This is a genomic window from uncultured Roseibium sp., assembly GCF_947496995.1.
Lineage (GTDB): Bacteria > Pseudomonadota > Alphaproteobacteria > Rhizobiales > Stappiaceae > Roseibium.
Map to the genome: position 1 here is coordinate 1,389,483 of NZ_CANMFD010000001.1, position 20,087 is coordinate 1,409,569.

13 protein-coding genes are annotated in these 20,087 nt (G+C 61.3%); 4 read left to right on the forward strand and 9 right to left on the reverse strand.

Annotation, left to right across the window (positions count from 1 at the left end; genetic code table 11):
- Positions 1-3 precede the first annotated feature (3 nt).
- From Q1B40_RS06235 to Q1B40_RS06265, 7 genes are all read right to left on the reverse strand, one after another.
- The gene (locus tag Q1B40_RS06235) at positions 4-279 is read right to left on the reverse strand and encodes a DUF6460 domain-containing protein (protein WP_299811503.1); all 276 of its coding nucleotides are present in this window, start codon (positions 277-279) and stop codon (positions 4-6) included.
- 598 nt (positions 280-877) lie between these two features.
- Complete coding sequence (locus tag Q1B40_RS06240; protein ID WP_299811505.1) at positions 878-1,849, reverse strand: AraC family transcriptional regulator; 972 nt, start codon at positions 1,847-1,849, stop codon at positions 878-880.
- Positions 1,850-2,093: 244 nt separating this feature from the next.
- The gene (locus Q1B40_RS06245; protein ID WP_299811507.1) at positions 2,094-4,304 is read right to left on the reverse strand and encodes a 3-hydroxyacyl-CoA dehydrogenase NAD-binding domain-containing protein; all 2,211 of its coding nucleotides are present in this window, start codon (positions 4,302-4,304) and stop codon (positions 2,094-2,096) included.
- A 157-nt stretch (positions 4,305-4,461) separates the two neighbouring features.
- Positions 4,462-5,670: an acetyl-CoA C-acetyltransferase gene (locus Q1B40_RS06250; RefSeq protein WP_299811509.1), complete on the reverse strand. Its 1,209-nt coding sequence runs from the start codon at positions 5,668-5,670 to the stop codon at positions 4,462-4,464.
- Positions 5,671-5,767: 97 nt separating this feature from the next.
- Positions 5,768-6,406 (reverse strand): glutathione S-transferase family protein, encoded by a 639-nt coding sequence (locus Q1B40_RS06255; protein WP_299811511.1) that lies wholly within the window; start codon positions 6,404-6,406, stop codon positions 5,768-5,770.
- A gap of 104 nt (positions 6,407-6,510) precedes the next feature.
- The gene (locus tag Q1B40_RS06260; protein ID WP_299811513.1) at positions 6,511-8,307 is read right to left on the reverse strand and encodes an acyl-CoA dehydrogenase C-terminal domain-containing protein; all 1,797 of its coding nucleotides are present in this window, start codon (positions 8,305-8,307) and stop codon (positions 6,511-6,513) included.
- A gap of 328 nt (positions 8,308-8,635) precedes the next feature.
- Positions 8,636-9,097 carry a MerR family DNA-binding transcriptional regulator gene (locus Q1B40_RS06265; RefSeq protein ID WP_299811515.1) on the reverse strand — a complete coding sequence of 154 codons (462 nt, stop codon included), beginning with the start codon at positions 9,095-9,097 and terminating at the stop codon, positions 8,636-8,638.
- Between the two features lie 575 nt (positions 9,098-9,672).
- Between Q1B40_RS06265 and Q1B40_RS06270 the strand changes: the two genes are divergently transcribed.
- From Q1B40_RS06270 to Q1B40_RS06280, 3 genes are all read left to right on the forward strand, one after another.
- Positions 9,673-13,647 carry a peptidoglycan-binding protein gene (locus Q1B40_RS06270; protein ID WP_299811517.1) on the forward strand — a complete coding sequence of 1,325 codons (3,975 nt, stop codon included), beginning with the start codon at positions 9,673-9,675 and terminating at the stop codon, positions 13,645-13,647.
- A gap of 145 nt (positions 13,648-13,792) precedes the next feature.
- Positions 13,793-14,722, forward strand: coding sequence for a sulfite exporter TauE/SafE family protein (locus Q1B40_RS06275; protein ID WP_299811519.1), 930 nt, complete (start codon positions 13,793-13,795; stop codon positions 14,720-14,722).
- Entirely contained in the window at positions 14,719-15,504 is a 786-nt protein-coding gene (locus Q1B40_RS06280) for a TIGR02186 family protein (RefSeq protein ID WP_299811521.1), read from the forward strand. Before Q1B40_RS06275 ends, Q1B40_RS06280 begins: the two co-directional genes overlap by 4 nt.
- A gap of 111 nt (positions 15,505-15,615) precedes the next feature.
- On the opposite strand, the gene pdeM is transcribed toward Q1B40_RS06280, so the two are convergent.
- On the reverse strand, positions 15,616-16,353 hold the full coding sequence (gene pdeM, locus Q1B40_RS06285; RefSeq protein WP_299811523.1) for a ligase-associated DNA damage response endonuclease PdeM: 738 nt from the start codon (positions 16,351-16,353) through the stop codon (positions 15,616-15,618).
- On the reverse strand, positions 16,350-18,854 hold the full coding sequence (locus Q1B40_RS06290; protein WP_299811525.1) for a ligase-associated DNA damage response DEXH box helicase: 2,505 nt from the start codon (positions 18,852-18,854) through the stop codon (positions 16,350-16,352). The genes pdeM and Q1B40_RS06290 overlap by 4 nt, the downstream gene beginning before the upstream one ends.
- A 164-nt stretch (positions 18,855-19,018) precedes the next feature.
- Between Q1B40_RS06290 and Q1B40_RS06295 the strand changes: the two genes are divergently transcribed.
- A complete protein-coding gene (locus tag Q1B40_RS06295; RefSeq protein ID WP_299811527.1) occupies positions 19,019-20,047 on the forward strand; it encodes a ligase-associated DNA damage response exonuclease in 1,029 nt (342 codons plus the stop codon).
- Positions 20,048-20,087: the final 40 nt, after the last annotated feature.

A 20,087-nucleotide genomic window follows, 5' to 3' on the forward strand; every position in this document is an offset into this window, starting at 1 on the left:
TGCTTAGCGGTTCCGACCCATGGACAGGACCCGGGTCACCAGCCAGATCGGTATGACGACAATCGCGCCGATTACCAGATAACCGCCAAGGCGCCAGATGGCATGGTAGCCCATGTTCCAGAGCCGCTGGACGAATTCGACCGCCATGTCGACGAGATCAAACGGATCCAGGTTAAGGGCCGAGAGCACGATGCCGACCACAAACGAAAGAAACACGAGCCGCAACAGCACCTGCGCGGGCGAGCCTCCCAGAAAACGGCTCAAGCCGGTGTCGGACATGTATTTCTCCTGATTGATCTTGGTGCCGGACCTTGACCGGAAGTTAGGAACAATCCCGTGCGATTACAATGTTCGAGGAACTTAAATTGAGGAAGGGTTCCAGCCGGTTCGTGTGCTCGTGATCTGCTTCAGGGAGGAAAAATGAGCAGAAAAGGATCGAATATCGGCAAATTTCCCGATTAATTACAGGTGGTGTCGTAAATAGTATAGTTCTGTCGCTCTCAGGCCAAAGACGAGGACATTCCGCTAGGGTATTTATGTAAGCAGGAAAATTTAATCGGTTGCTTGCGGTCACCCACATCCGCATCTGATCGGACTTTTCCCGACCTGTAGCGAATGACAGACACCGGAAAAAAGCCGAAAAGGCACCGGATAAAAGACTTTCATGCTGCGGTGTGGCCCCTGACGCCAAAAACAATAGGGACGGTTTTCTCTGAAAGCACGCTCCCAGATACTGTGCACCCTAGATGCTCGGACAGCAGTTTCCAGCGTCTGTCAGGTTAAGGCCCATCTCAGGCACGGCGGCGTATCAGCCCTGACGCCCCGTGCCGCAATTCTTTTCCTCACAACTGATGTGAACTGCGGACCCGGCGCCTTGTCATGCGGATTTTGACATCCCGCCCGGCTCGCCGATCCTCTCGACCGTATCAGTCGGAGCTTCACGCACCTTTCTGGGAGGGATGCCGAACCATGTCTTGACCGCCCTGGAAAAGGTGCTCAGTTCGGAAAATCCCAGCAGATAGGCGATCTCCTTCATCGGCAATTCCGTGCTTCTCAGGTATCGTTCGGCTGCCGAGCGCCGGATTTCCTCGCTGAGTTTGCGGAAGCTCGTTCCTTCCTTCTCCAGAACCCGTTGCACGGCTCTTTGGGACATGCCCAGTTTTGAAGCGATCTGCGGCAGCGAGCAGGTGCCGTTCGAAAGGCTGGAGGCGACTTCGTTGGCAATCCTCGACAGGGGGGACTCACGCTGATCGAAGGACTCCATTTCGCTCATCGCCGCTTTCAGGATGATCTCGTACAGGTGGGAGTCGTTGCGGCGCAGTGGCCGCGAGAGCAGCGCGCGCGGAAATGAAATGCGGTTGTGCGTTGCCCCGAACTTCAGGCGACCCTGATATTTTTTCTGGAAGGCGGAGGTGTTTGCAGGCGCGTATGTTGCCAGCTCGATCAGAACCGGCGGAACGTTCATGTCCAGGGCATGTTCCAGTTGCTGGGTGGCCCAGCCGACACGGGCGAACATGTTCTGCCGCCATTCGCCGCGTCCTTCCAGGATCGGCCATTCGACATAGCCGCTCGTGTCGGTTTCCTGAAAGCTGATCCGGTAGGCATTGGAGCGGATCGGCATGTATTTCACCCACGCCTGACAGGCATCCCGCAGGGTGGGGGCACAGGAGAACAGATAGTCGAAGATGGAAAAGCAACCGATCTCGATATTGTTGAAGAGGTCGAACATCACCGCGTCGTTGCCAAGTGTCTCGGCAACTTGTTCGAAAACGCCATGCCAGGCAGTAATCGGTACAACCCCTCGAGCGTCTTCGAGACTGCAGAGGTCGAAATTGTAGCGATGTGCCATACCGGGCCAGTCCAAATTTTCATTTGAACAGATATCGCGCAGGACACGGAATACGTCTGCGCGCGCCCATTCGCCTTCTAGCGGCATCTCCCCCTCCAGCCGTCAAATGCACAACTGTTGTTTACAACTTTGCATGATGACACGCGGCGGATCAAGTTTTGTCGCAGTTCGCTAACACCTATTGCATATGCTTTAGGCAAAATTATCAATGCCGCTCCTCCCTGGAGCGGCATTGATGTTGCTGTCAGGCTGCGTTTTTCTGGCTCTGCTCGGTTTTCGGAGGGAATTTACCGTAAAAGGATTCGTTTTCCCGGGCCATGTCCCGCAACAGCCGGTTCGGCTTGAAACGCGGCCCCCATTTGCGGGTGAATTTCTTGCAGAGCTCGACAAAGGCCGGGGTGCCCATGGTGTCGATGTAACTCAGCGTCCCGCCCGAATAGGGAGCAAAGCCGAACCCGAGGATGGAGCCGACATCGGCCTCGCGCACATCTGTCAGGCACTTCTCTTCGAAGATCCGCGCCGTCTCCAGGGCCTGCATCACGAGAAGGCGCTGCTTCAACTCCTCGATATTGAAGCTTTCGGCGGGTTTCGGCTGGCCGGTGACTTCGGTAATGCCCGGCCAGAGGCTCTTTTCCTTGCCCTTGTAGTCGTAGAAACCCTTGCCGTTCTTGCGGCCGAAGCGTTCCCGCTTGACCACCATCTCTTCCAGGATGTTGTCCAGCGGGCCTTCGAGGTATTTGACACCCAGGTCCTTGCGGGCCGCCGACACGATTTTCCAGGCTAGGTCGAGAGCGACTTCATCTCCCAGCGACAACGGACCGACCGGCATGCCTGCCATCTTGCCCGCATTTTCGATCATCGCTGCCGGAACGCCGTCGGCCAGCATCATCAGGCCTTCGCGGATGTAGGTCATCACCACGCGGGACGTATAGAAGCCGCGGCTGTCGTTGACCACGATCGGCGTCTTCTTGATCGCCTTGATATAGTCCATCGCCATTGCCAGCGCCCGGTCCGAGGTCCGTTTGCCAAGGATCACTTCAACGAGCATCATCTTGTCGACGGGCGAGAAGAAGTGGATGCCGATGAAGTTTTTCGGCCGCTTCGAGGCCTGTGCGAGCGACGTGATCGGCAAGGTCGAGGTGTTTGACGCGAAAATCGCCCGTGATTTCATCACGGCTTCGGCGTTCTCCGTCACGGTCTTCTTGATCTCACGGTCTTCGAACACCGCCTCGATCACCAGGTCACAATCTCCCAAAGCTTCGTAATCGGTGGTCGCGTTGATCCTGGAGAGCAGCTTTTCCTTCTGCTCTTCGCTGGCCCTGCCGCGTTTGACGGCCTTGCCCATGAGCTCGTCCGCATGGGCCTTGCCCCTGTCGGCGGCGTCCTGGTCACGGTCGATCAGAACGACATCGATGCCGGCCTGTGCGGTGACATAGGCGATGCCTGCGCCCATGAACCCGGCCCCCAGAATGCCGACCTTCCTGATCCGGTTCGGACGCTGATCCGCCGGACGGCGGGCCAGCTTGTTCAACTCCTGCATGGAGACGAACAGGGAGCGGATCATGTTGGCCGCTTCCGGCGTCTGCAGAACCTTGGCGAAATACCGGCTTTCGACCTGCAGGGCGAGGTCCATCGGCAATTGCAGACCTTCGACCACCGAGCGCAGGAGGTAGCGGGCGCCCGGATAATTGTCCTGGGTTTCCCGGCGATAAATGGCATTCGCTGCCGGCCAGAACTGGAACCCGGCCGGAGAATAGACCTTGCCGTTCGGAAGCTTGTAGCCCTTCTTGTCCCAGTCCTTGACCGGGTCGAGACCGGCTTTCAGCATCTTTTTGGCGGCGGCCACCAGCTTCCGGGACGAGGCAATCTCGTCAACCAGCTTCAGCTGTTTGGCTTGCGGCGCACGCAGCGTGCGGCCCTGCAGCAGAAACTGCAGTCCCTGCTGGGCGTCGGCCATGCGCATGACGCGCTGGGTGCCGCCGGCACCCGGGAAGAGGCCGATCTTGACTTCCGGCAGCCCCATTTTCAGGCCGTCATCGACAACGCGCCCATGGCAGGCAAGCGCCAGCTCCGTACCGCCGCCCATGCAGGTGCCGGCAACGGCGGCGACAAACGGCTTGCCGCAGGTTTCCAGCTTTCGGTAGACCTGCGACAGCTTGCGGGACCCTTCGAACAGAGCTTTCGCAGCGGCTTCGGCATCTTTGCCGCGCTTGATGTGAAAGTCCTTCAACAGACCTTCAAGCATGGTCAGGTCTGCACCGCCGGAAAAGGCGGTCTTGCCGGACGTGATGACCGCGCCCTTGATAGCTTCGTCGCCGGCCACCTGATCGACAATGGCGCTCAACTCCTCCATGACGGTCATGTCGATGACGTTCATCGACTTTTCCGGCATGTCCCAGGTGATCAGCGCGAAACCGTCTTCGTCGGTTTCAAGGGTGAAATTCCTGTAGCTCATTTGAAAATCCTCCTCGGGCCGGCACCGTTTTCTTGCAGATGGGCGCGCTGCCGCGCTGCCGATCCGGTGCCTTCCAAAACTACGTCGCCTGCGTGTTTCGCTACTGCCGGTTCGAACGGCATCACTCGGCGTTCCCTGGCAATATCGCTCAACATCGTCAGACCCGTTCGATGATGGTCGCGGTTCCCATGCCGGCGCCGATGCACAGCGTGACGAGGGCGGTGTTGAGATCGCGGCGTTCCAGTTCGTCCAGAACCGTGCCGAGGATCATCGCCCCGGTTGCGCCGAGCGGATGGCCCATGGCGATCGCGCCGCCATTGACGTTGACGGTCTGCGGGTCGAGATCGAAGGCCTGCTGATATCTGAGAACGACGGACGCGAACGCCTCGTTGATCTCGATGAGGTCGATGTCCTTCATCTCCATCCGGGCGTTCTTGAGCAGTTTTTGCGTGACGTCCACCGGGCCGGTCAGCATCAAGGCGGGTTCGGAACCGATGTTGGCGAAGGCCTTGATGCGCGCCCGCGCCTTCAGGCCGCTTGAGCGGCCTGCGGCGCTGGAGCCGATAAGCACCGCTGCTGCCCCGTCGACGATGCCGGAGGAATTGCCCGCGTGGTGCACGTGGCGGATTGACTCGATTTCCGGATGCGCCTGAATGCCGACGGCATTGAAGCCTCCCATGCTGCCCATCATTTCGAATGAGGGGTTTAGCGAGGCCAGGGACTGCATGTCGGTCTCCGGCCGCATGTGTTCGTCGCGGTCCAGGATGGTAATGCCGTTGACGTCTCTCACCGGTATGACCGATTTCGAGAAACGGCCTTCGTCCCAGGATCTGGCGGCGCGCTTCTGGCTCTCGACCGCATAGGCGTCGCAATCGTCACGGCTGAAACCGTATTTTGTCGCGATCAGGTCGGCGGAAACGCCCTGCGGCATGAAATAGGAGGGAATGGCAACCTGCGGCTCGATCGGCCAGGCGCCGCCAGAAGCACCGAGGCCGACACGGCTCATGCTTTCCACGCCCCCCGCGACAACCAGCTTGTGCTGGCCGGACATGACCTGAGCGGAGGCCATGTTGACCGCGTCGAGGCCGGAGGCGCAGAAACGGTTGATCTGCATGCCTGGAACCGACGTGGCGTACTCCGCAGCGAACACCGCCGCACGGGCAATGTCTCCGCCGGCCTCACCGACCGGATCGACACAACCGAGCACGACATCGTCCAACCTTGCGGTATCGAGGTCGTTGCGGTCGCGGATCGCCTCAAGCGCGGTTGCCGCCAGCCGAACGGCAGGCACTTCGTGCAGCGCTCCGTCCTTCTTGCCGCGGCCGCGCGGCGTGCGCACGTGATCGTAGATATAGGCTTCGGGCATCAGATCCTCCTCTGGACCAATCTGAAGTTGGTCGATTTGAAAGTGTCCAGGCATCCAGCGCTCTTTCGGGCGCTGGATGCTCCGGATCAGATCCTCCTCATGTCGCGTTCGGCAACGGGTGGCCGGGCATGAGGTCGTAGGGATGTTTCCAGCCGGGCAGGGACTTTATCCGTGCCAGCCACTGGATGACGTTTGGATAGGCGTCGAGGTCGAAGCCGAGCTCGCCGTCGTAGTAGAGATAGCTGCACAGGGAAAAGTCGGCGATCGTCGGCTTTTCACCGACAGCAAACGCGGTGCCGTCGAAATGCTTTTCAAGGATGGCGAGGGCCGCTTTCGAACGGCCGTCCAGGAACTTCGTCACATCGGTCTCGCCGGTTTTTGCGAGTGTTCGCATGAAACGCAGGGGGCCGATAAGACCGGAAACCTTCTGGTTGTCGAAGATCGTCCAGCGCAGAACTTCCCGGCGTTCGTCTTCACTCTCCCAGCCGAACTTGCCGAATTTCTCGAACAGGTAGTCCATGATCACGGCGGACTGGGTCAGCAGCTTGCCATTGTGATTGAGCACCGGGACCTCGCCCATCTCGTTCACGGTCTTGCGGTATTCTTCCGTGCGGGTTTCGCCGTTGAAGAAATCGACCCATTTCGGTGTCCAGTCGGCACCGCACAGCTCCAGCATCAGGGCCGCTTTATAAGAGTGCCCTGACTGGGCCATGCAATGAAGAACGTATTCAGCCATATCTTGAAAATCTCCCTGGCAAATCAGATCCGAGCGCGACTATAGCCGCGCGATCCGGCTTGCGGGGTTCAATCTTCCAACATTTTTTGTCGTCATGGCGCGCATCAGAAAGCCTCTTCGCTGACCGACATCAGGGTGTCCGATCCGGAGGAAATCCGGGCCAGATGCGCCGAGGTCTCCGGGAGGGTCCGCTCCATGAAGAACGTTCCGAAGGCGAGCTTGTTCTCAAGCCACCCGGCCTTGTCGCCCGCGCCCGCCGCCAATTGCTGCCTGGCTGTGACCGCGATGCGGGCCCACATGTAGCCGAGCGCGGTCAGACCGAATAGATGCATGTAATCGGAGGAACCTGCCCCTGCGTTATCAGGGTTTTTCATGGCGTTGTTCATGAACCACATGGTCGCGGCCTGAAGGTCGTCCATGGCTTTCTTCAGTGGACCGGTGAAGACTGCAAGGTCTTCGTTGTCTTTATTTTCCTTCAGGAAAGTGTTGACTTCATTGAAGAAACTCATGACGGCGCGTCCGCCGTTGGCCGGCAGCTTGCGGCCGACCAGATCGAGCGCCTGAATGCCGTTCGCGCCTTCGTAGATCATGGCGATCCGGGCGTCGCGGACGAACTGCTCCATGCCCCACTCGGCGATATAGCCATGGCCGCCGAACATCTGCTGGGCGTTGACGGCGTTGGCGAAACCGATGTCTGTCAGGACACCTTTCAGCACCGGTGTCATCAACCCCATCATGTCGTCCGAGAACTGCCTGGTCTTTTCATCGTCCGAGCGGTGCGAAACGTCGCCGTTGAGCGCGGTCCACAGAACCAGGGCCCGGGCCGCCTCGTTGAAGGAGCGGATCGACATCAGGGTGCGGCGGACGTCCGGATGCACGATGATCGGGTCGGCTGCCTTGTCCGGGGCCTTCGGGCCGGTCAGGGCGCGGCCCTGCAGTCGATCCTTCGCATAGGCGGCAGCGTTCTGATAGGCGACCTCGGATTGCGCCAGTCCCTGCACCGCGACGCCGAGACGGGCCTCGTTCATCATGGTGAACATGGCGCGAAGCCCCTTGTTCTCCTCGCCGACGAGCCAGCCCGTCGAATCGTCGTAATTCATCACGCAGGTGGCGTTGCCGTGAATGCCCATCTTGTGCTCGATGGAGCCGCAGGAGACACCGTTGGTGTCGCCGACCGAGCCGTCCTCGTTGATCTGGTTGCGCGGCACGACGAACAGCGAAATGCCCTTGGTGCCTTCCGGCGCGCCTTCGATCCGGGCGAGCACCAGATGAATGATGTTTTCCGCCAGGTCGTGTTCGCCGGCGGAAATGAAGATCTTGGTTCCGGAGATCCTGTAGGACCCGTCCGCCTGCGGGACGGCCTTGGTCCGGATGAGCCCGAGATCCGTGCCGCAATGCGGTTCCGTCAGGTTCATCGTGCCGGTCCACGTCCCGGCGATCATGTTGGGCAGATACTGCTGTTTCAGCTCGTCCGTGCCGTGCAGGGTCAAGGCCGCGACCGCGCCCGCCGTCAGCCCCGGGTACATGGCAAAGGCCATATTGGCGGAGGAGGCGAATTCGTTGAAGACGGTCGCCAGCGTGTGCGGCAGGCCCTGGCCGCCATAATCCGGATCCGCGGACAGAGTGCCCCAGCCGTTTTCGCAAAACGCCTTGTAGGCTGCGTCGAAACCCTTGGGCGTGCTCACCGTGCCGTCGTCATGCCGGGTGCAGCCTTGCTGGTCGCCGCTCTGGTTCAGCGGCTGAAGCACTTCCTCGGCGAACTTGCCGCCTTCGCGCAGAATCGCTTCCACCAGATCGAGCGGGGCGTCGGAAAAGCCCGGCAGGTTGGAATATCGTTCGTAGCCCAGGACATCGTTCAAAAGAAAAAGCGTGTCATCGACAGGCGCGGAATAGCTCGGCATGGAAATCCTCCCAGATCTGCCGTTTTCCCCTTGACCTTACGTTTCCGTAAACGTCAACTTGGTCTGTATATACGCGGCTTGAATGGTTCCGGCAAGTGGTGTCCCAAGGGAAGGGGTGACAAAAAATTACGCCTAAAACATGCAGATTGGAATGGTTTTGCAGCTCTGGCTGCACAGGTTCGTGTTTCCCGGCGTCATTTTCCGGTATTTTTCGTCTGCCAGGGGGGGAGGGCAGACCGTGGTGCACAATACGATCACGACGCCACATAAAAAAACCGCCGGTCGATGAACCGGCGGTTGATGTTGGCGGATCGTCGGGGAAACCGGCTCAGGCTTCTTCGGCTTCCTTGTGCTTCAGCATTCCGGAAACGATCTCCACGGTGCGGGACAGTTCCTCGATCGCCTGCTCGATGTCCTTGCGCTGGTCTTCCAGAACGGCGATCTGCTCACTGAACTTCGACAAGGCAACCCGCAGCTGCGTGACCTGTCCGTCGCGCAGATCGTAAAGGTCGAGCATGTCGCGGATCTCGGAAAGCGAGAAACCGACGCGCTTGCCCATCAGGACCAGTTTGAGGCGTGCCCGGTCGCGGCGGTTGTAGATGCGGTTGAGGCCGTCCCGTTTCGGGTTCAGGAGCCCGCGGTCTTCGTAGAACCGCAGGGTTCTGAGGGTGCAATCGAATTCTCTCGCCAGATCACCAATCGTGAAATGGGTCTTTTTGGTGCTGTCGTCCGCCGCGGATACGACGTCCACCAGGTTTTCCTCGTTGAGGATGGAAAGCGCTTCGCTCATATCAGTTGGTGCTCGTGCTACAGCCGTTGTCCGGCTCATCGTTGATGTTGATACGGTTTTTGAAATCGGCGCCGGAGATTATGCTGCCGGCATCGTCGCGGGAGCCGCGGTCGGACGCCAGCTGAGGGCCGAGTTCTTGAGGTCCTTGTAGCTTACGTTTGCGTCAACGTCCAGTCGGGGCGAGCTTCCGGTGGAAATCGCCCGGTCGGCAGGAGGGCGATTCGGCGTTCTTCACATGCGCGCTGGGTCGAATCGGAGTTGAAACAACCGGTTTTCGCATTTGGCAACACCGATTAACTGCCTGTTTACCCTAAATCGACAAAGTCTCTTAAAACGCTGCGTCCTTTCCGCCATCAACGGAAAATGGACGCGGCATGCTCCATCAGCGGTTGGAAAAGCCGTAAGCCCAGGGTCAAGATATGCCGGCTTGGAAGAGACACGAGGCAGGAAGCCGCGATCGCGATGCGTATGAAGGTGACGACTTTTACGAGTCACCACGCCGCGAACGTGCTCGTGACCGTATTGAAAGGCTGACCCGTACCGCAACTGCGCTGGGGGGCGGACGCGGCTCCCGTATGGAAGAGTCGGACGAGGATCTCGATGCGGTGGCCGATGAGCTCGACCGGCTGCTGTCGGAAAAGGACTCTGTCGCGCCGCAGCGTTCCGCAAGGCCCGCCCGCCAGACCCGTCAATCGTCTCCGGCACCCCGCCGCCGTGCCCCGGCGCGCGAGACCGCTCATGAGCCGGGCGTGGATGACGTGCTCGGCGCGCTCGACCGTCTTGATGAACAGGTTCAGGGGCTCGGAGGCGGCAGGGGTTTCGAGGAGCCTTATAGCGCACCTACAAGGCCGCGCTCGCGGCCCGGCCGCTATGCCCTCGACAGCCTCCGGGAAGACCGTTACCAGGACCCGTCCGATCCCTACTACGATGACGGGGATGAGGACGCCGGGAACGAAACCCATGGCGAAGACTATTACGACCGCGCACCGCCGCCTCGCGAACAGGTTGCCCGCGACCGCCACGACGCTTCCTTCCATGTCTACAAGGACCTTGGCAGACGCATTGACGCCCTGAGGGCGCCGCAGGAAAAGGTCCTCGGTCAGGTTCGTGAGGAAATCGGTTCCCTGCGCGATGCCCTGGGCGGCATTTCGCGCGGCACCAGTGAAACGGTCAACAAGCAGAACACGGAACTGCGGCGTCTCGCCGACATGGTGGAGCGTCTGCGGACCGACAAGAAGACCGACCACCTGGCGCGTGAAATCCGCAAGGAGGTTTCCGAACTCAAGTCCATGGTCGGCCGCACCAACGTGGAAGGCGCCCTTGAGACCCTGGAGCACGGATACGCCCACATCCTGCAGCGCCTCGACGAGCTTTCCCGCGCGTCCGTCGACCCCAGGGTCCTGCGCAGCGTGACGGCGCGCCTCGACGAGATCGAGGATGCCTTCGCGGCCCTGCCGCGGTCCGAGCACATGGTGGTGCTTGAGGACCGTGTGGTCACCATCGCCGAACGCGTCGAAGAGCTGCTGCAGCGCAAGGATCACGTGCAAATCGAACCCCTCCGGGCGGAATTGCGCGAAGTGCGGGGCTTTGTCGAGCAGATCGACATCAAGGGACTGGTCGAAGGCATCGACGACCGCATGAAATTCGTCTCCGGACGGCTGGACGATCTGGAAGTCCTGGCGCGCGAACAGCGCGGCCTCGACACCCGTCTTTCCGCGATGGAAGACCGCATGCCGGAGCCGGAAACGCTCGCCCGGCTGCAGGGCCGCTTGGAAGACATCGTCGGGATGATGTCCGATGACCGGGCCGAGCCTTCGGGCGATGAACACCTCTCCCGTGTGGACCGCCGCCTCGACGATATCGTTGAACGTCTCGAGCGCATGGAGCATGCCACCCCGCTGCCGTCGACGCAGTCCGGAGCCTTCGAGGCGCTGGAAAAGCGGCTGGAAACGATTTCCGGCAAGATCGACGCCATCGAAAAGAAGACCTCCCGCGCGCGCCCGGCGAAGTCGAATGCCAAGGGTGGCGGGGCGACCGACAACGAATTTCTGTCCGAGATTCAGGACCGCCTGAGCGACCTGACAGCCCGGCTCGATCAGCCGACGGACACGGTAACGACGGCAGACCTCGACAAACTGCGCGAGGAAATCGGTTCCATGCGGGCCAGCGTCGCCGCGCCCGCTTCGACAGACGCGCTGGAACAGCGGATTGCGGATCTCGCCCAGGTCGTCACCAAGGGCGGCGAGCTGACCGATGACGGCCGTTTCGAACAGCTCGGCGAAAAGGTCGCTGCGCTTGCGGCACAGCTGGAAAACTCGTCCGGCAACGCTTTCGGTGTCGAGCAGTTGTCGCCGGTTCTGGAGCGCATAGAACAGGGACTGCAGCAGACCCGGGCCGACGTCGCCGAAATTGCCAGGAAAGCGGCGACGGAAGCTGTTGCGAACCTGCCGGCTGCGCAAAACTCGCAATATGACGAGGAAATCAATGCCCTGCAGGGCGACCTTCGGCGTTTGCTGGATGCCGCTGAAGGCGGCGAAGAGCGCACCCGCAACACCTTCGACGGCGTCAAGTCCGTCCTGGGGTCGTTGACGGAGCGCCTCGACAATCTGGAACGGCCGGAGACCGGCGGCGCAACACCTGCCGCAAGCTTCACGCCGCTCAAGGTCGATGATAAGATGCCGGTCTTTGCCAAGCCCGTAGACGCTGGAAGTCCGGAAGACGATCGCCACACCTCGACCGCCGGAGAAACTGTCCGTCCCGATACGCGTACACGGGACCGCAAGGCGGATTTCATTGCCGCCGCCCGCCGGGCTGCGCAGGCAGCCTCCGCGGAAGCCGCCCGGCTCGACAAGAAGCCGAAAGCGCGCGGCGGATCGGATAGCGCCGACGAGGAACGCGGCAAGGAACGGGTTGGTTGGCTGCGCAATGTCCTGAAGCGGGAAAAGCCGGCTGCCGACAAGGAAATGGCACCGCAGCCGGTCCAGGATCTGGAACTCGGCGCAGAGGATATCGCGGACCGGGACTTCCAGACAGAGGACGCCAGGGTTCTGCCGGGCGACCGTCCGGCACCTGAAGTTTCGCCGTCCTCAGGTGGCCGTCGCCGGACCATCCTTTACGCTGCAGCCGCCGTTGTTCTTCTGATCGGAACCTTGCAGGTCTACCGGGTGACGACCGGCGGGAACGATGACGGCGAACAACTCGCCTCGACTGCAGAAAAAGCGATAGAGTCCGTCGAAGCGCTGCCGGAAGAGGCCGAGACGGATCTCGCCGCTGCCGCCGCGAAAGCAGCCGCCGCCGCGCAAGCCGTTCAGCAGCCTGCATCGGACAGCGCTGCCGTATCCAGGCCTGAAACGCAGCCGGTGCGCGCCGCCGCCACGCCCGCCGATCCTTCTGCGGCCCGCACCGCATCGACGCCGGAAAATCAGACTGCCGCCGCCGCGCCTGTGGTGGAGCCCGTTCCCGCAACCGGGAAGGTGCAGCAGGCATCCGCCGACGGGTCTCGCGAAATCGATACCGACCTGGCCTTCGCCCCGCCGGCCGGGGTGGCCAGCAGCTTCGGAACCGGAAAAACCGAAAACTCCTCGACGTTCAGCCCCAGCGGGTCAGACGCCGCAGGCAAAAGCTCAACCGAAACCGAGGTGGCCGGTGCCGGCCAGGCCGCGACCGGACTGATAGCAAATCTGCCCCCCGAAGGCATCGGCCCGATGGCCTTGCGCAGCGCAGCGGCCGGCGGCGATCCGGCAGCGGAATTCCTGGTCGGCGTGAAATATACCGAAGGCAACGGTGTTCCGGCCGATCTGGAAAAGGCCGCCGTCTGGTACCAGAAAGCTGCAAACAAGGGTCTTGCACCGGCGCAATACCGTCTGGCCAGCCTCTATGAAAAGGGCCGCGGTGTCGAAAAGGATCTTTCGAAAGCCAAGGCCTGGTACATGAAGGCCGCGGAAGCCGGCAATGCCAAGGCGATGCATAATCTCGCCGTTCTGTTTGCAGAAGGCGCCGGCGGAGAGCCCGACTATGCGGCCGCCGGCAAATGGTTCGAGAACGCGGCGAACTACGGGGTCAAGGACAGCCTGTTCAATCTCGGCATCCTGTATGCGGGCGGTATCGGCGTCGATAAGAACCTCGTTGCCAGCTACAAGTGGTTTGCCATCGCCGCCGATCAGGGCGATCCGGAAGCTGCCAAGCGCCGTGACGATGTCGCCAACATGATGGACCAGGAGATGCTGGCCAACGCCCGGCTCGCGGTCGAGAACTTCAAGCTGAAGACACCGGATCCGGCCGCCAACAAGGTGACCATGCAGTCTGACTGGGCGGACGGCGCCTCGCTTCCTGCATCCCAGGCATCCGTTCAATCTGTCGACAACACGGCGATGATCCGTGAGGCGCAGGACAAGCTGAACTATCTCGGCTTCGACACCGGCACCCCGGACGGCGAGATGGGACCGCGGACACGCAGTGCCATCAGCGCCTTCCAGCGCAGCCTTGGCCTGCCGGAAACCGGTGAGGTGGATGCCAGGTTGCTTGAAGAGCTCAAAAGTCAGGCAATCTGATCGTAATCCGGCTGATTTGAGCCTAAAATCGCCCAACCGAACGGAAGAGGCCCGCTGGCCGGTTGACACGCCTGCGCGCACGGGTCTTTAACCAATTTAATATAGTCATCATGCGGTTCTATCTGCAGTCTGTTGGCGTGATCCAGTGCAATTATACCTGCCCATAGCCGAAATTCCGGTGAATATCTTTGTGATATTCGGCATGGGTGGTGCTGTGGGCTTCCTGTCAGGGCTTTTCGGCATCGGCGGCGGATTTCTCCTGACGCCGCTGCTGATCTTTTCCGGAATTCCTCCTGCGGTGTCCGTTGCAACGGTCACCACCCAGGTCGTTGCCTCCTCCGCATCCGCCGTCGTCACCTACTGGCGCCGCAAGGCCATTGACCTGAAGCTGGCGACGATCCTCTTGGTCGGCGGTGTCTTCGGATCCTTGATCGGCGTTATCCTGTTCGACGTGCTGCAATCCGTCGGCCAGCTCGATCTTGTCATCTCCCTTTCCTATGTCACCTTCCTGGGAGCCATCGGCAGCCTGATGCTGTTTGAATCGGTCAGGGCGATCCGGCGGCGCAAATCGGGCGTGGCGCCCAAGGCCCGCAGGCCCGGCCAGCACAACTGGATCCATGGCCTTCCGCTGAAGGTGCGGTTCCGTCGTTCCAAGCTCTATGTCAGCGTCATTCCCGTCGTGGGTCTCGGCGCCATCATCGGCTTCCTGGGAACGGTTCTCGGCATCGGCGGCGGCTTCATGATGGTGCCGGCGCTGATTTACCTGCTGCGGGTTCCCACCAGCATCGTGATCGGCACCTCGCTGTTCCAGATCCTGTTCACCATGGCCGCGGCGACCATCTTTCACGCCATGGGCACCAAGACCGTCGATATCGTCCTGGCCATGACGCTGATGATCGGCGGGGTCATCGGAGCGCAGTTCGGGGCGCGCATGGGGCAGAACCTGCGCGGCGATCAATTGCGGCTTCTGCTGGCGCTTCTGGTGATGGGGGTTGGACTGCGCTTTGCCGTCGACCTGCTGCTGGTCCCAGAGGACCTTTATTCCATCGCCATTCGCAAGGGGGCGGGGGCATGATCCGTTCCACCGGTCTCTGGCCCCTTCTTGCCGCCGTCCTGTTTGTCGCTCCGGCCGTGGGCGATCAGCACAACAGCGATCTGGTCACGTCGCTGTCGTCGGATGTGATTTCCATACAGTCGAACTTCACCGGTACGGAAATCGTGATCTTCGGTCAGGCGCAGAATTTCGAGCGTCAGCCGAACGACCCGAGCAGCCTGGAGCTTGCCATCGTCGTCGAAGGCCCGCCGCAGGACATCACCACGCGGCGAAAGGGTCGCTTTCTCGGTGTCTGGGTGAACCGGGAGGCGGAGCGGTTCCAGAACGTTCCGTCCTTTTACGCCGTGGCCAGCACCATCGATATCGGCGAACTGGCCAACCGCGACATCCTTGATGATCTGGGCATCGGCCTCAATCACATCAACCTGGCGGTTTCCGGCGTCTCGAACGTCCCGCTCGCCGACCGCGACGACTTCCGCGAGGCCTTCGTCCGTCTGCGTGAGGAAACAGGACTTTATTCGGAGCAGGAAACCTCGATCCAGTTTCTGACCGAGTCGATGTTCCGCACCAACATTCCCCTGCCGGCCAACATTCCCGTCGGCGAATACAGGGTGAAGAGCTTCCTGTTCAAAGGCGGCGAAGTGGTCTCCCACACCGAGGAAACCATGGCGGTCGCCAAGATCGGTTTTGAACAGATCACCTTCAGGCTCGCCCAGCACTATCCGCTGGTCTACGGCATCCTGGCGGTCAGCCTCGCCATTTTCACCGGCTGGCTGGCGGGTGTGATCTTCAGGCGCGACTGAGGCCTGTCACGGGCAAAAATTTGACCCGGTTTTCCCTAGGTGTGCTTTCCAATGAGGTTGTTCACCGATTTTGGCCGCGCCATGCGTTGATCCGGCGCTGCAATCCTTGGCTCAGTCCCCGACCAGACGGCTGGCGGTGAACGGAAACAGGCGGTCGTTGCCGAGCAGAAAGACGGAGAACTGGCGGCGGCGGAAAATCATGCTGTAGGCTTCATCGGTCACGTTGAGACCACCGGTGAGCGCGCCGAAGGCGGGCAGCACGAGGCGGGTGCCGTCGGTTGCGAAGCATGAACGGCGGATGGACCGGCCGAAGCGGCGCACGCGCGCCGCCGGATGCAGGTGGCCACAGATTTCGCCCAGCGTTTCCTGAGAGCCGATCTTCTCGATCGGTTCGTGGCGGAAGGTGAGGGGACCGAAGGACACCTCGTCAACGGTCTCGCCGCAAAGACGCACAGGCGCAACCGGATCGTGGTTGCCGGTGACCCAGATCCATTCCCGGCCGAGCTGCAGGGTTGTCAGCATCGCGCGGTAGGGAGCCGGCAGGCGGTCGGAACCCTTGGCGTCGTGAAAGCTGTCGCCGAGACAGATCACCCGCGCCGGATCGAATGCGTCCATCACGCCGGCGAGCTTTTCCAGCGTCGCTCCGGTGTCGTAAGGCGGCAGCATCACGCCGCGCCTTGCGTAGCTGGAAGCCTTTTCCAGATGCAGGTCGGAGACGACAAGGGTGTTTTCGTCCGGCCACCACAGCACGCCGCTGTCATGCAGGCCGAGAAGCTGGCCGTTGATCGGAATGTCATGACACACCGGCGCAGCCGTATAGTTGCGCAAATGTGACGTGAGTACACTCATTCCAAAGCCTCCAGAACCAGCTCTTGCGCCGCCTCTTCCAGGATCGCGTCCATGGCTTCTCCGTAGACAGGCTCTTTTCCTATCTCCAGGAGAATTGGCACGGCGAGGGGAGAGACGTGCGAAAGGCCAGTATGCGTGATTCGTCCTTTGATCCGGGCAAGAAGTTCCCCCAGACGAGAGATATCCAGAAGTCCTTCAGCCGCGTCGTTCCAGGTGGCCTTGAGCAGGATGTGATCCGGTTCATGGGCCCGCAACACATCGTAGATCAGGTCGGAGGATACGGTGACCTGACGGCCCGTCTTCTCCTGCCCCGGATGACGGCGCTCGATTAGCCCGGCAATTACGGCGCAATTACGGAAGGTCCGCTTCATGAGACTGGACTCCGCCAGCCAGGCGTCCAGGTCGTCGCCGAGAATGTCCTGTTCGAACAGTTCATCCAGTGAAATTCTGCCGGATGAAAACAATGAGGAGAGGTCGCGAAGGCCCCAGACGGCGAGCGCATAGTCATTGGCGACAAAGCCCATCGGCTGGGCGCCCATCCTCTCCAGCCGTTTCGTCAGCAGCATGCCGAGTGTCTGATGGGCGAGCCTGCCTTCGAACGGATAACAGACCATGTAATGCTTGTTGGCGCGCGGAAAGGTCTCCACCAGCAGCCCGTCTTTGCGGGGCAGAACCGACTTCTCTCTCTGGATCTCCAGCCAGTCGCGCACCTGGTCCGGAAGTTCCTTCCAGCTCTCCGGATCCGCCAGCATCGCCCGCACGCTTGCCGCCAGATAGGTGGAGAGGGGGAACTTGCCGCCCATGTAGGAGGGGATCATCGGATTGTCGGTTTTCGCCCGCGAAACGTAAGCCTCGCTTTCCCGGATGGCCTCGAAGCGCAGCACTTCTCCGCCGAAGAGGAACGTATCGCCCGGGGCCAGCTGCTCGATGAAATATTCCTCGATCTCACCCAGCATCCGGCCGCCGCGGCCGACCGGAGTTCGCCGCCCGTCCGCCTTGGATTTCACCAGCCGCACCTTCAGCATGGGGGCTTCGACGATGGTGCCGACATTCAGCCTGTACTGCTGGGCGATCTTCGGATGCGCGATGCGCCACAGTCCGTCCTTGCCCTTCCTGAGCTTGGCGTATTGCTCGTAGGTCTTGAGCGCGTAGCCGCCCGTGGCGACAAAATCGAGCACCTTCTCGAAGATCTCCCAGTCGAGGTAACGATAGGTTTGCGAGGAGCGGATCTCCTCATAGGTGGCAAGGGCGTCCAGAGGATCGGCGCAGGCGAGCCCCAGGAGGTGCTGGGCGAGTACATCCAGCGCGCCGTTGCGCAGCGGCGGCGTATCCTGCTCGCCGCGCCTGGAGGCCGACAGAGCCGCCTGGCATTCCAGCACCTCAAAGCGGTTGGCCGGCACCAGGACGGCCCTGGAGGGCTCGTCCATGCGGTGATTGGCGCGGCCGATCCGCTGTGCCAGACGGCTGGCCCCCTTGGGAGCGCCGATATTGATGACCAGGTCGATGTCACCCCAGTCGATCCCCATGTCGAGGGAGGAGGTGGCGACGACCGCTCGCAAGCTGCCGGCAGCCATCGCCGCTTCCACCTTGCGCCGCTGGCCGACATCGAGAGAGCCGTGATGCAGCGCGATCGGCAGCGTCTCGTCGTTGATGCGCCAAAGTTCCTGAAACACCATCTCCGCCTGGCTGCGGGTGTTCACGAACAGCAGCGAAACATTGTGTTTTTTTATCAGGCCGTAGATGTCGCCGATGGCATAGCGCGAGGAATGGCCGGACCACGGGAGACGTTCCTCGGAATCCAGGATGGTAATGTCCGGCTGGGCCCCGCCTGAAACCTGCACCAGATGGGCAAGCGCGCGCTCGTCCGTGTCCGGCTGGTCCACCAGATAGGCACGCAGGTCATCGGGTTCCGCGACCGTCGCCGACAGGCCGATGGTCCGAAGCCCAGGCGCCAGACGTCGAAGCCGCGCCAGTCCGAGGGCCAGAAGATCGCCGCGCTTGGAGGTGACCAGCGCATGCAGCTCATCCAGGATGACGGTTCTCAGCGAAGCGAACAGCCGCTCTGATGCGGGATCGGACAAAAGCAGCGCGATCTGCTCCGGTGTCGTCAGAAGAATATCCGGCGGATTGAGCTTCTGCCGCTGGCGCTTGTGGGACGGCGTGTCGCCCGTCCGGGTTTCCAGCCTGACCGGAAGGTCCATTTCCGTGACCGGCGCTTCCAGGTTGCGGGCGATGTCGACGGCGAGCGCCTTCAGCGGCGAAATGTAAAGCGTGTGAATGCCGCGACCGGCCGCGCCGGGCTTGCGCTTACCCTGTCTCTCCAGCTCCACCAGGCTCGGCAGGAAACCCGCCAGCGTCTTGCCGGCCCCGGTCGGAGCGATCAGAAGGGTGGAATGACCCTGTGAAAGGTGATCGATCAGCTGCAGCTGATGCGCTCTCGGGGTCCAGCCCCTGGAGGCGAACCAGCTCTGGAAACGGTCGGGAAGATGCGCTGCGTCCATCAGCTCTTTTTAGGACAGGATCTGTTAAAAGGCGAGGGCAGGGGATGGGAAATGTTCACTTTGTGTTCCGTAAGTGTGTTCTGGTCATCTCCCGCGTTCTTGTTCAGAACCGCAGTTGGGAACAAGGCATGGTAAACCGGCGAAACAGACCTATCTAGCGAACGATGTCCGATTTGCTCACCCTCATGCCGGAAGGCCTTTATTGTCCGCAAGCCGGCGCCTATGTCGATCCGGTCCGGCCGGTGGAAAAGGCGATCATCACCCACGGTCATGCCGATCATGCCCGAGCGGGCCATGGGGCCGTTCTGGCGACCCGGCAGACGCTGGAGATCATGGCGATCCGCTACGGGGCGGATTTCTGCGGCACCTCCCAGGAAATCGCCTATGGCACCCGGCTCAAGGTCGGCGATGTGGATGTTTCCCTGCACCCGGCGGGCCATGTGCTCGGTTCGGCTCAGGTTCTGCTGAGCGGACCGGCCGGGCGCACGGTGGTCTCCGGCGACTACAAACGCCATGCCGACCCGACATGCGCCCCCTTTGAGCTCGTCCCCTGCGACACCTTCGTAACGGAGGCGACATTCGGCCTGCCGGTGTTTCGCCATCCGCCCGCACACCGGGAAATCGCCAAGCTTCTGTCGTCGCGGGATCTCTTCCCGGAACAGACTCATCTGGTCGGCGCCTACGCGCTTGGCAAAGCGCAGCGGATCATCGCCGAACTTAGGGCGGCCGGCTACGACAAGACAATCTATCTCCACGGCGCGCTGGAAAAGCTCACCGGCTACTATCTGAGCCAGGGCATCGCCCTCGGACCTGTGGAGCCGGTCGGCAAGCGCGGCAAGGAACTGCAGGGGGAAATCGTTCTCTGTCCGCCTGGTCAGCTCAGCGACCGCTGGGCGCGGCGCTTCGGCGATCCGGTGACCGCCATGGCGTCGGGCTGGATGCGGGTGCGCGCCCGCGCCCGTCAGCGCGGCGCTGAACTGCCCCTGATCGTTTCCGATCATGCGGACTGGGACGACCTGTGCCGCACCATTCTGGAAACCGGGGCCGAACGGATCTGGGTCACGCACGGTGCGGAGGAAGCTCTTGTGCATTGGTGCGAAATGAATGGACGGAACGCCCGCCCTCTCAATATGATCGGCTATGACGACGGTGAGGATAGCGATGCGGTGCAGGATCGGGCCGAATTGACGTGAATTGTCAGGGAAGAGAAAGAATTGAGCGATATTGAAGCAT